This window comes from Phytoactinopolyspora endophytica, from assembly GCF_004138495.1.
In the GTDB taxonomy this organism is placed as follows: domain Bacteria; phylum Actinomycetota; class Actinomycetes; order Jiangellales; family Jiangellaceae; genus Phytoactinopolyspora; species Phytoactinopolyspora endophytica.
The window spans coordinates 56,861-68,602 of record NZ_ML142854.1; the positions used below are offsets into that span (position 1 = coordinate 56,861).

At 69.0% G+C, this 11,742-nt stretch carries 8 protein-coding genes and 1 pseudogene; 6 read left to right on the plus strand and 3 right to left on the minus strand.

Annotated features, from left to right (window positions below):
- The first annotated feature begins 84 nt into the window (after nt 1-84).
- Complete coding sequence (locus ELR45_RS13300; protein WP_129666720.1) at nt 85-2,832, plus strand: helix-turn-helix transcriptional regulator; 2,748 nt, start codon at nt 85-87, stop codon at nt 2,830-2,832.
- Between the two features lie 32 nt (nt 2,833-2,864).
- Here the strand turns inward: ELR45_RS13300 and ELR45_RS13305 are convergent, their stop codons facing one another.
- Nucleotides 2,865-3,890 carry a lactonase family protein gene (locus ELR45_RS13305; RefSeq protein ID WP_129666723.1) on the minus strand — a complete coding sequence of 342 codons (1,026 nt, stop codon included), beginning with the start codon at nt 3,888-3,890 and terminating at the stop codon, nt 2,865-2,867.
- 102 nt (nt 3,891-3,992) lie between these two features.
- On the opposite strand from ELR45_RS13305, the gene ELR45_RS13310 reads away from it, so the two are divergent.
- From ELR45_RS13310 to ELR45_RS13320, 3 genes are all read left to right on the plus strand, one after another.
- Nucleotides 3,993-4,694: a nucleotidyltransferase family protein gene (locus ELR45_RS13310; protein ID WP_129666726.1), complete on the plus strand. Its 702-nt coding sequence runs from the start codon at nt 3,993-3,995 to the stop codon at nt 4,692-4,694.
- Between the two features lie 294 nt (nt 4,695-4,988).
- Nucleotides 4,989-7,865 (plus strand): helix-turn-helix transcriptional regulator, encoded by a 2,877-nt coding sequence (locus tag ELR45_RS13315; protein ID WP_165367742.1) that lies wholly within the window; start codon nt 4,989-4,991, stop codon nt 7,863-7,865.
- Between the two features lie 81 nt (nt 7,866-7,946).
- Nucleotides 7,947-8,915, plus strand: a complete 969-nt coding sequence (locus tag ELR45_RS13320; protein WP_129666731.1) for a GNAT family N-acetyltransferase — start codon at nt 7,947-7,949, stop codon at nt 8,913-8,915.
- Nucleotides 8,916-9,199: 284 nt separating this feature from the next.
- Here ELR45_RS13320 and ELR45_RS40845 read toward each other — a convergent pair.
- Nucleotides 9,200-9,545, minus strand: a pseudogene (locus ELR45_RS40845) (transposase); the annotation flags it as partial.
- A gap of 105 nt (nt 9,546-9,650) precedes the next feature.
- Here ELR45_RS40845 and ELR45_RS35115 point away from each other — a divergent pair.
- Together ELR45_RS35115 and ELR45_RS13330 are read left to right on the plus strand one after the other, a co-directional pair.
- The gene (locus ELR45_RS35115) at nt 9,651-10,067 is read left to right on the plus strand and encodes a polysaccharide deacetylase family protein (protein WP_165367744.1); all 417 of its coding nucleotides are present in this window, start codon (nt 9,651-9,653) and stop codon (nt 10,065-10,067) included.
- 97 nt (nt 10,068-10,164) lie between these two features.
- Nucleotides 10,165-10,671: a ferritin gene (locus ELR45_RS13330; RefSeq protein ID WP_129666737.1), complete on the plus strand. Its 507-nt coding sequence runs from the start codon at nt 10,165-10,167 to the stop codon at nt 10,669-10,671.
- Between the two features lie 11 nt (nt 10,672-10,682).
- On the opposite strand, the gene ELR45_RS13335 is transcribed toward ELR45_RS13330, so the two are convergent.
- Nucleotides 10,683-11,742: heparan-alpha-glucosaminide N-acetyltransferase domain-containing protein (locus ELR45_RS13335; RefSeq protein ID WP_165367745.1), on the minus strand; the 1,060-nt coding region annotated here is incomplete at its 5' end.

The window sequence follows — 11,742 nt, forward strand, 5'->3', positions numbered from 1 at the left end:
GGGCTGCGGACATGATGTTCGTCATCGGCATCGCACGACATTCGCGTCTACCGGCGCCTCGGCCGCCCTGACGACACTGGGTAGGTGGTGCTTTATGGACGGTCGGCCGAGAAGGCCGAGATCGAGAGCCTCCTCGCGGCCGCGACGGCGGGCCGCGGCGCCGCGCTCGTCATCCGCGGTGACGCGGGCATTGGCAAGAGCGCATTGCTCGACTACGCCGTTCGGTCTGCCGCAGGAATGCGCGTCCTGTGCGCCAGGGGTGTCGACTCGGAGTCAGGGCTACCGTATTCGGCCCTCCACCTTCTGCTGCGTCCGGCTTGGGGTGGCATCGACGCACTACCGGAACCACAGGCATCGGCGCTGCGCAGCGCCTTTGGGCTCGCCGGAACCATGATGCCCGACCCACGCCTTGTCGGATATGCGACCCTGACCCTGCTCTCCCGGCTCGCCGCGGAACGGCCACTGTTGTGCGTGATCGACGACGCGCGTGAGCTGGACCGGCCTTCGGTAGACGCACTGGTACTCGCTGCCCGCCGGCTGTACGCGGAGGGCGTCGCCATGATCTTCGCGGCCGGCGAAGGGTGGCGGGGCTTCTCCGCGGGTTGCCTGAGAGAGCTACGGCTGCAGGGACTCGCCCCGGACGCCGCGCGCGAGACGCTCACCGACCGCCTAGACGACATGAGCGTGCACACGGTTGAACGGATCGTCGAGGAGTCGGCCGGCAACCCGCTGGCGCTGGCTGAGCTGGCGGCGGCGCTGACCCCACGCCAACGCGCCGGTCAGCTCCCGTCGGAGGTGCTGGGCCTCGGCGCCCTTCCGGTCCGGCGCGCGGCCCATGCCGCCTCTTCGGCACGGATCAGCTCGCTGCCTGCCTCGACGCGCACCTTGCTCAATGTCGTCGCTGCCGACGGTCGGGGCGATATGGCGGTGGCACTGCGTGCCGCGGCACATGTCGGTGCGTCGATCGACGACCTCGCGCTGGCCGAACGGGCTCAGTTGATCCACGTCGCCGGCAACCGGCTCTCCTTCCGGCAGCCGTTGCTCCGGCAAGCCGCGTACCACGACGGGACGGTGACAACGCGGGTCCGCGTACACACCGCGCTCGCCACTGCATTCGAGGACATCGGTGACCGTGCCGCGTCGGCCTGGCATCGCGCGGCGGCCGCGACATGCCCGGACGAGAAACTTGCCCGCGACCTCGAGAGCGTTGCCGAACATGCACGTCTCCAGGGTGCCTGCACGCAGGTCGTGTCCGCCTATCAGCGTGCCGCCGAGCTCAGCGCTGACCGGCAGGCCCGCGGTCGCCGGCTGGCGGCTGCGGCCTTTTCCGCGGCGACGTCAGGTGACATACGGCGAGCTGATGCATTCGCCGATGACGCCCTGTCCCTGACAGAGGACGTCAGGTGCCTGGCGCGACTCGCCGCGATCCGCGCCGGGGCAGAGGCGGAGCGTGGCTCGCTTCGAGACGCCGCGTGGATTCTGATGCAAGGCGCTATGGTCGTCGCTGACCATGTGCCGGACCTGTCGGCGACGATGCTGATGGACGCCGCCCAGCATGCATGGTTCTGCGATTACCGAGAAGCGGTGAACCTGGCGGCGAGTAAAGTCGCCGGGCTGCGGCCGTCGACGGCCGTCCGGGTCGGCATGGCCGGTGTCCAGGGGATAGCCGGCCTCCTGGACAACGACGTCCCGCGAGGGCTGGAGTCCTTCCGCGACATGGTCGAGGCTGCCAGGGACGGCCGATCCGAGCTCCCGCCCGAGCTTCGGCTGCACGCCACCGAGGCTGCGCTGTTCCTGGGTGACGACTGTGCGGCTCGTGATCTGGGGATGAAGCTCGCAGCATCGTGCCGTGCACATGGCCGGTTCGACCTGCTCCCGGCCGTTCTCAATCTGCTCGCCCGGGCACAGCTGTTCCTCGGATTCCACCATGAGGCGCGGGCCAGCGGCACCCAGGCACTCGAGATGGCGCGGAACGCCGGCAACTCGCCTCTGATCGGGCAGATCAACGCGACTCTATCCAGGATCGCCGCCATCGAGGGCGATGAGGCGACCTGCTGGGCGATGACGGCCGGCCACCTCACGGAAGGCGTGATGCACGCAGAGGGCTGGGCGGTCGCCTCCCGTGCGCTCCTCGAGCTCGGACTCGGCCGAGGCGACGCGGCCGCGAACCGCCTCGGGGCGGGCGCCGCCGGCTCCGCGCGCCACTGCGTCATGGGGTCCGCCCTGTTGCCGGACGCGGTGGAAGCCGGGATGCGAGCAGGCCGTCCTGACCTGGCGCAGCGCGCACTGGGGCAGTTCACTGAGTACGCGCGGCATGCCGGTCAGGCATGGGCGAAGGCTGTGGCGTTGCGGTGCGCAGCGGCGATGGAGCCGGATGGCGCGGCCGACGAGCTTTATGCCGAGTCAGTGCTACTGCACCAGGAAGGCGCTCAACGACCATTCGAACGGGCCCGCACCGAGCTCGCCTATGGCGAGTGGCTCCGGCGTCACCGTCGGCGCACGGACGCGCGGACCCAGCTGCGTTCCGCGCTGGAGATCTTCGACCGGCTCGGCGCGACGCCGTGGGCGGACCGTGCGCAGGTCGCGCTGCGCGCCGCGGGAGAGTCGGCACCGCAGGCGCCGGACGGCTGGGTCAGCGCCCTGAGCTCCCTGACAACCCAGGAGCGCCACGTCGCCCGCCTGGCGGCCGCCGGGCTCAGCAACCAGGACATCGCCGTACAGCTGTGCATCAGCCCGCGAACCGTGGGCTACCACCTTTACAAGGCCTATCCGAAGCTCGGAGTCACCAGGCGGATCGAGCTCGCGAGGTTCCGCTTCGCGGAGTCGGCATGACTGCCGAGACTGCGGTGAGCACCTGAGCCGTCCTATGCCCAGAAGATGCAGGTGGGGCTGGGCGTACTGAACGGCTCGCCGACCTGGGTGGGGATGCCGGTGGCCCGATCGAGGAGGAACGTCGTGATGGTGTCGTCGAACTGGTTGGCCGAGTACAGGTAAGCGCCGTCCGGCGAGAGCACCATGTCGCGTGGGTGGTCGCCACCGCAGGGCACAGCGGCGACGAGGGCGACGTCGGGACCGTCGACGGTGAGTACCGCGATCTCGTCGACGAACCGGTTGGCCACGTAGAGGAATCGGCCGTCGGCGGAGAGCCGGATCGCGGACGGGTGGCTGGCCTTGTCTGCCCCGTGAGGGCGGGTGGAGACGGTCGACAGGGACTGTCCGGCGTCCAGGTCGAGCACGGTGACGGTGGAATCGAGCTCGTTGGCGACATAGGCGTACCGGTCCTGGACGACGAGGTGGCGTGGACCCGCTCCTGGCGGGGTGCGGAGCTCGTCTGAAAGGGTCAGCGTTCCGGACGTCTCGTCGAGGGCGTAGCGGTAGACGGTGTCGGTGCCGAGGTCGGCTGCGAGGACGTGGCCGCGGCCAGGGCCCGTGTCAGGGTCGGTGACGACCATGTGAGCGTGCGGGCCTTCCTGACGCTTGACGTCGGGGCCGGTGCCGGAATGCTGAACTGTTCCGGACGGTGCATTGAGCGAGCCGTCGGCGCCGACAGGGTTGACGGCCAGGGTGCCGGATCCGTAGCAGGCGCTGAGCAGGTAGCGGCCGCTCGGATGGAGGGACAGGTGGCACGGGCCGGCGCCACGGACACTCTGCGCGTCGCCGAGCGGCGTCAGTTCCGTGTCCTGGACGCTCCACGCCCGGACCTGGCCGTTCTCCCGCTCACAGATCGCGTAGAGGATGGAGCCGTCGGCGGACAGCGCGAGATATCTAGGGTCCGGTGCGTCGACGCCACCGAGCGGCGTGAACGTGGCGCCGTCGATATCGAGCACGGTGACGCCGGTGGCGGGAGTACCTTGTGTTCCACTGGTGGCTGATCCGAGGTATGCACGCATAGTGCGTATCCTGCCCGATGCTGTGCAGGGCGCCGGTCACCGGTCGCACCGATGGCGTGACGGTTCTCGACCCCTTGGGAGCCTGCGCTAGGGTCGGGGATCATGGTCGATGGGCACACGGTGCGGCAGGCAGTGATCTTGGCAGGCGGGAAGGGCTCCCGGCTCCGGCCGCTGACGGACACCGTGCCGAAGGCGATGATCGAGATCGCCGGGCGATGCATCATCGACCACCAGATCGAGTGGCTTGCACAGGCGGGTGTGACTGACGTGGTGGTCTCAGCGGGCCATCTCCACGAGGTTCTGACGGAGCATCTGGAATCCGGGCCACAGCCGGTGCGGGTGCAGACCGTCGTCGAGGAGGAGCCACTGGGGCGTGGCGGTGGGCTGAAGTATGCAGGCAAGCGGCTGCCGGAGCCGGGCGACAACTGGTACGCGCTCAACGCCGACATCTGGACGCGCTTCGAGCTGCGGGAGATGGCGGCGTACCACATCGAGCGGGACGCGGTCGCCACCATCGGGCTCGTCCGGCCCAGGATCCCATGGGGAGTAGTCGATCTGGACGAGTTCGGCCGGGTGATCGACTTCGTCGAGGCGCCGCCATCGCCGTACCCGGTCAACGGCGGGATCTACGTCTTCTCCAGCCGCATCCTGGACTTGCTGCCGGACGTGGGCGACCATGAGCGCTCGACGTTCCCGATGCTGGCCAAGGAGCGTCGGCTCGCCGGATACCCCATCGAGGGCTACTGGCGCGCCATCGACACCACCAAAGACGTCGCCGAGGCCTCCAAAGAGCTGAACGCCTAGTACGGCAGCCGGACTTCGTGATCTTGGGCGTGGCGGCGTGACGTAGAACGGCCACCGCGTGATCATGCCTGATTTGTGTCGAACCAAGATGATCTTGCGGTGGTCGCGGACACAGCCTAAACCCTGCCCAGTGGCGAACGCACTTCGTCGACCTGATGGGTGGAATCGTGGCACGGTTTGCGCGGGTCGCCGGGGGTAGTTGTAGAACTCCAGCAGGACCTCGACATTGTCGGTGATCTTTGCACGCACCTGCGCCGGTGGCATGCTGGTCTGGTGCGGGATTTGCGGTGCCCCGTGGTTGTTGGGCGTGACCCGGAGTGGCAGGAGCTACGGCGCGCTCTCGATCGCCTGTCTGACGGACACGGCGCGACACTGGTGGTCGCGGGCGAGGCCGGGGTTGGCAAGTCGCGGTTGTTGTGGGAGGTCGCCACCGAAGGTGTTCGTCGGGGGGCGCAGGTGCTGACCGGCCGGGCGGTTGAGCGCGACAGCCCGCACCCCTTCCGGCCGGTCGCGGAGGCACTGTTCTCGCACCTTCGTAAGTCGGGACCACCGCAGGTTCGGGAGTTGACACCGTTTCTGCCCATCCTCGGCCGACTCATCCCGCAGTGGCGTTTACCTGGCGAGTCACCCGGCGAGGAGTCGCTCGTGGTGGTGGGCGAAGCCGTGCTCAGGCTGCTCGCTGCCCTGGGTGACGGCCCTGGCTGCGTGCTCCTGCTTGAGGACCTGCACTGGGCGGACACCGAGACTGTCGAGGTCGTCGAGTACCTCGCCGACAACATCGCGGGGGAACCGGTCCTCTGTGTGATCTCGCTTCGTGACGAGGAACCCAGTGGGGCACTGTCGTGCGCTTACGATCTCGCCGCCCGACGCTCCGCCACCATGGTGTCGCTGCGGAGGCTGAGCGACGAGGAGGTCGTATCGGTTGCCGAGGGCTGCCTGCACACTCCGGTAATACCCCGCGAGCTTGCCGAGGTGGTCGTGGCAAGGGCCGATGGACTGCCTTTTCTCGTCGAGGAGCTGCTGGCGGCAATGGTCCAGGCCCACGAGTTGGAGAGGACAGCAGACGGCTGGGTTCTCGACCGCTCACCGGGGCTGACCATCCCCGCCACGTTTGCCGAGACCGTGTGGCGCCGCCTCGCCTCACGCCCGGGCGTTCGGGACCTTCTCGTCGCGGCGGCACTACAAGGCCGAAGCTTCGACTGGCGCCTGCTGGCGGACATGAGCGGCCAGGACGAAGCCACTGTTGTCGATCGCTTGCGCCGTGCTGTCGATGACCAGCTGCTGTCCGTGGAGGCCGCCGATCCCGGGCCACGCTTCCGGTTCCGCCATGCGCTGACTCGGGAGGCCATCCTCGCGGAGCTTCTTCCGCCGGAGCGAGCAGCCCTCGCCGCGCGCGGTCTCCGTGCGGTCGAGGCCGCTCATCCGGGACTGCCGGGGGAGTGGTGCGAGTTAGCGGCCGAGCTCGCCGAACAGGCTGGGGAACCGTCCCGGGCCGCTGGGTTGCACCTCGAGTCGGGGCGACGGGCGTTCGGTAGCGCCGCGCTGACCAGCTCCGAGGCGAACCTGGAGCGGGCCCGACGGTTGGTGGGCGACAACCGGCAACTGGCCGTCGAGATCGACGAGGCGCTCTGCGAGGTGCTCGTCAAGGCCGGCAACGCCGAGCGGGTGGGCGAGGTTGGCCAGCGCCTGCTTTCTCGGCTGGCCGCACTGGCGGCCCCGCCGACACGCAGGGCGCAGGCGCACCTGTGGCTGGCTCGCACAGCCATCGTGTCCGCCGATTGGGCATGTGCCCTCGATCAGCTTCACCACGCGCGAGAGCTCGCGGCAAGCGGTGGCATTGCCGCCAGCGAGTTCGAGATCCTGGCCGCTCAGGTGGCGCTCGGCGAGGGCCGCCTCGACGACGCCGTGACCCTCGCCGGGAGGGCGTTGACCTCGGCAGAGTCCGGTGGGCGCTACGAGCTGGCCTGTGAGGCCCTCGCGGTTCTGGGCCAACGGGAACGCCTGCGTGACCTCACCTCAGCAGACCGGGCCTTCTCGGCTGCCTTGGCACTGGCCGAGCAGCACGGCCTGACGCTGTGGGGCGTGCGAGCCCTCCACGAGCTGGGCACCATTGACCTGCTGGGCGGCGGTCCGCTCGATCGGCTCGCCCAGGCTCGGAAGGCCGCGCTCGACGCGGGTGCACTAGCCACCGCTGCCACGGCCAGCCTCCAGATGGCCGCGTGGTTCATCAACCATGTCGAACCGGAAGGGACCCTCGACGCCGGCCGGTCCTGCGCCGCGGAGGCGCGGCGACTGCGGCTCCCCCTCGTCGAAGGACTGGGGTTCGCAGTGCAAGCGGTGGCTCACGCGCTGCTGGATCAGCGGGCCGAGATGGAGGCGGCCATCGACCAGGCCGTCGCCTCCTCGGGCGGCCACCCCGAAGTCCGAGGGGTGGCTCTGCTCATGGCCCAGGCGCTGCTGTGGGTCGTCCGAGAGGACCGCGCCCGGGCACTGCGCGAGCTGGACGCTGGTATGGAGCTGTTGCGGGGCACGCCGGTCACCGCGCCAGGCCGGGGCTTGTGGGCCCTCGTCCACGCCCTGGACGTCGGCGATGGTGAGGCGGCGGTGGCCGAGGTGGAGGCGTCGGGGCTGACGACATACTGGCTGATCCGAGGATGGGTGGGCCACGCCCGGGCGGTGACCCTCGGCCGGCAAGGGCGGACTGCCGAGGCCGAGGCGGCCTTCATCCGGGCTGACGCCGATCTCGCCCCGTGCGACTGGTACCGCCACCACGCCCGCCGATTGGTGGCCGAGGCGGCCATCGCCGACGGCTGGGGGAACCCGACGCGATGGCTGGCGGAGGCGCTGGCCTTCTTCGATCCGTCCGGGCCGCCCGCGGTGGCCTCGGCGTGTCGGTCGCTGCTCCGCCAGGCCGGCGCACCGGTGCCGCGGCGCCGCCGGCCGGCACCGGACCTGCCGGCGCCGATGGCGGCCTTGGGGGTGACCCCGAGGGAGGCGGAGGTGCTGGCATTCCTCGCCGAGGGCCGCTCCACCAGAGAGATCGCGGCCCGCCTCTATGTCTCGCCGAAGACCGTCGAGCGCCACATTGCCAACCTGGCCGCCAAGGTGGGCGTCGGGGGCCGATCCGAATTGGTCGCCTACGCGGCCCGTCACCATGTGGGGGCGGGATGACCTAAAGATGAGGGCCTGCCCGATGCCGGGGCGCGGGCACCACTCCGATCATGGCCACACCGATTCGATGAAGGAGTGGCCATGACCAAGACCGGTACCCTGAAGGTGGCCGAGCGGGCGGACGTCATCGTGCGCGAGCTGCGCGAGAGTGACCTGCCCCTCGCCGATGTGATTTTGCGCTCCGCGTTCGACACGTTCACCGGCGTGGCCTCATTGTTCGGGGATAAGGACTATGTCCGAACCCGCTGGCTGGCCGACCCCGGCGCCGCTTTCGCCGCCGAGCGCGACGGGCAGCTGGTGGGGACGAACCTCATCACTAGCTGGGGAAGCGTGGGTTTCTTCGGGCCCCTCTCGGTGCGGCCGGAGCTGTGGGACCGTGGCATCGCCAGCCGCCTGATGGAGGCCACCGTCGCGCTGTTCGACCGCTTGGGCACGGCACACGCCGGGCTCTTCACCTTTGCCCAGAGCGCCAGGCATCTCGGGCTCTACCAGAAGTTCGGGTTCTGGCCCCGGTTCCTGACCCCTGTGATGGCCAAGCCGGCGGTAGCCGGACAACAGTCATCCTCGGCCATCCGCTACACCGAGCTCCCACCCGCTGAGCGGGTCCAAGCCCTCGATGCGTGCCGGGAGCTGACTGCCACGGCGTACGAGGGCCTTGACCTCGAGCGCGAGATCCGCGCCGTGGAGAGCCAGAACCTCGGCGAGGTCGTCCTGCTGGACGACTCGGCCGGCCTGGCGGGTGTGGCCGTGTGTCATCTGGGCGCCGGCACGGAGGCCGGCAGCCGGGGATGCTACGTCAAGTTCGGGTTGGCCAGACCGGGACCAGGTGCTGAGCGGCGCTTCGGGGCGCTCCTCGACGCGTGCGAAGCGCTGGCTGTCGACCACCACGCGGATCACGTTGAGCTGGGGATGAACACCGGCCGCCACGAGGCCTACGCAGCAGTGATGGCGCGCGGGTACCGGGGGGGACTGGTCGGGGTGACCATGCACCGGGCCAACGACGAGGGCTACAGCCGCCCTGGCGTCTGGCTCATCGACGACTGGCGCTAATCGCGATCATAAGGCCAGAGCAGAAACCAATGCGAGCCGACAGGAGCTGACATGTACATGCTGCGCGAGGTCTAACAGGCAGAGCGTGGGAAGGCACTGGAGATCGTGACGGCGTTCAAGACCCTCGACCAGTGGTTCGAAAAGGCGGGCTACGCGAACCGTCGTATCTACGTCGACTACACCGGGCCGATGGACACGGTCGTCTACCAGTGGGAATTCGAGAGCTTCGACGAGTACTACACCATGGAGCGCGGGACCTTCATCGAGCCTGACAAGGACACACAGTCGGCGCGGCGTTTACCGGCTGCGGTGTGGCCACCGGGTGGCTGCAGGCGACGGCCAGCACGTAGCCGACACGGCGGTCCTCCGATTCCGTGCGTAGCGTCGGGTCGGCGCCGTAGACCTCGTCGCCGGCCACCCATGGCGCGGCTGCCCCGCCGTCCAGGGCACGCACGATCATCTCGCGGGCCAGCGCGGGCTTGGTGGCGAATTCCACCTCCCCGGGTACCGCTGCTTCGGCGCGGCGGTCGGGTCGTCGGCCCAGGACTTCGGCAGATAGACGGAGCGGTCGATCAGCGCGTGCCCCGCCTCGGTGGCGTAGGTCAGATACACCGCGACCTGGGAATTCTCCCTCCCCACCCCTACCGCCATCCTCCCGCCCCGAGCAATCCGCGACCAACGAGGCAAGCGGCGTCGTCAGCCGAGAACGGGGCACGACCGGGTGACCGCTCCGCGGTGGGTAGGACGGACCGAGATCTCCACGGGATCAACCACACGTGGAGCCACGAGGACCTGACCGCTCTCGACACCGCCGGCCGGGAGCGGGAGGTCGAGCAGACCGGCGAGCTGCTCTCCGAGCTGGGATCCGACAGCCCATGCATACGGCCCCCGTACGGTGCGACCAACGACGAGGTGAAGAACGATCTGGCCGCATATGGGATGCGGCAAGCCCTGTGGACCGTCGACACCAAGGACTGGACCACACCAGGTGTGGATGCCATCGTCAGCGATCTGCTGCAGGCGGAGAGCGGAGACGTGGTGTTGATGCATGACGGAGGCGGCGACCGGACGCAGACCGTGAAGGCATTGCGGGAGGCTCTGCCGAAGCTTGCCGACGAGGGCTACCGCTTCGACGCCCTCCCAGGCTGCTGATCAGGGAGCCTCCGCCGTGGCTAAGGCGTGGCAAGCCTTTGCAAGGATAGCCACATCTTCGTGGAAATCCCGTTTGAGCTGGGATAACGTCGTGTCTATGAAGCTGAATGACATACTCGCCAAGGCCTTCTCGGAGCAGATCACCCTCGAGCTCAGGTCGTCGATCGCTTACCTGCAGCTCGCGATCGCGCTTGACGACGCGAACCTGCCTGGTATGGCTTCGTGGATGCGTATCCAGTCCGACGAAGAGCGCATGCATGCCGCCAAGTTCATCGCGCACGTGACCGATCGCGGCAACCGACCGCAGATCGGAGAGATCTCCGCGCCGAGTGACCCGGGCGACAAGGTAGTCGCCGCGTTCGAAGCGGCGCTGGCCCACGAGCAGCAGGTCTCGGAGTCGATCCGAGCGCTGTACCGGCTGGTCAACGCCGAGGGCGACATCGACAGCCTGCCGCTGCTGAGCTGGTTCCTCGAGGAGCAGATCGAAGAGGAGTCGACGGTCTCGGAGATCCTCGGACGGCTGCATATGATCGGTGACGATGGCCCTGGCCTGCTCCGTCTCGATGAAGAGCTCGGCTCTCGCGGTTCCGGTCCGGCTGAGTGAACGCCTAGCGCTCAGCGGCGCGCGTCGGAGACGGCGGCGCGCGCCGACCGGGCGAGCCGTGCCGCCAGCGCCTCGAGCGGGCCTCGTCCAACGTAGCGTCGCCACGGCACCGCGATGGCAAAGGCGACGGCGATGTGTATCTGGACCGCGTACTCGAGTTCGCGCGGGAGCGCCGAGGCGAGCAATATCACGTGAGTGGTGTACAGGGTGAACGTCATGCTGCCGATGGCCGCCAGCGGCGAGAGCACGGTGGCCAGCTTCCGGGCGAGCAGCAACATCAGCGCCAAGACCGCCGCGGAGGTGCCGATGGTGTGTAGGAGGTCGAACGGCGTCGCGGTATGCGGCGACGCTATGACCAGCCACCAGTCGCTCGTGAGCGGCGTGGTGCCGTAGAACCCTGTGTTCAGTAGCTCGCCGGCCTCGGCGTAGGGCCTGCTGGCGGGGTGCATGCCGGTGCCGGCGTCGACGACACGTTCCATCGCGCCACGTTCGAGCCAGACCCACGAGATCACGTAGGTAGCCGTGGCCAGCGCGGCTCCACCGAGCAGCACGGGGATCACCACGCGCGTCGACGCGAGCATCAACCGGCCTAGCCCCAGGCCGGCCAGCATATAGGCGAGCCAGGGCAGGGCGGGATAATAACCGGTCAGCGTCAGCTGCCAGAGCAGGTCGCCAGGGTGGTTGAATGACTCGGCGGTGACCGGGGCGCCCGGGCTCGGTGGCCCGTCTGCGCGCAGCCCCTGGCTGAGCAGCGGCATGACGACGGCCCAAACCGCGGCTAGCGGAAGCAGCACGCGTGGGCCAAGACCCAGGAACGGAATGCCGAGGAGGAACAGCGCCCCGTAGTAGACGAGAATCACAGCGACGCCTGAGTCCAGCGCGCCGATGATCATCCCGACGAAGACCAGCAGCAGCGCCCGGGTGGCGGTGGCCGCCCACGCCTGACGGAGGGCGAGGCCGCGGGGCGGCGTTGCGCCGCCGGTGGCCAGGGCGAGGCCTACACCGGCGAGGACCGCGAACAGGGCTGACGAGCGTCCACTGGCGAGCACGTAGATGAGCGTGGACTCCCCG

Coding starts and splice junctions, on each gene's coding strand:
- ELR45_RS13310 (WP_129666726.1), top strand. CDS start 3,993: ATGGTCGATGGGCACACGGTGCGGCAGGCAGTGATCTTGGCAGGCGGG.
- ELR45_RS13305 (WP_129666723.1), bottom strand. CDS start 3,890: ATGCGTGCATACCTCGGATCAGCCACCAGTGGAACACAAGGTACTCCC.
- ELR45_RS13330 (WP_129666737.1), top strand. CDS start 10,165: ATGAAGCTGAATGACATACTCGCCAAGGCCTTCTCGGAGCAGATCACC.
- ELR45_RS13320 (WP_129666731.1), top strand. CDS start 7,947: ATGACCAAGACCGGTACCCTGAAGGTGGCCGAGCGGGCGGACGTCATC.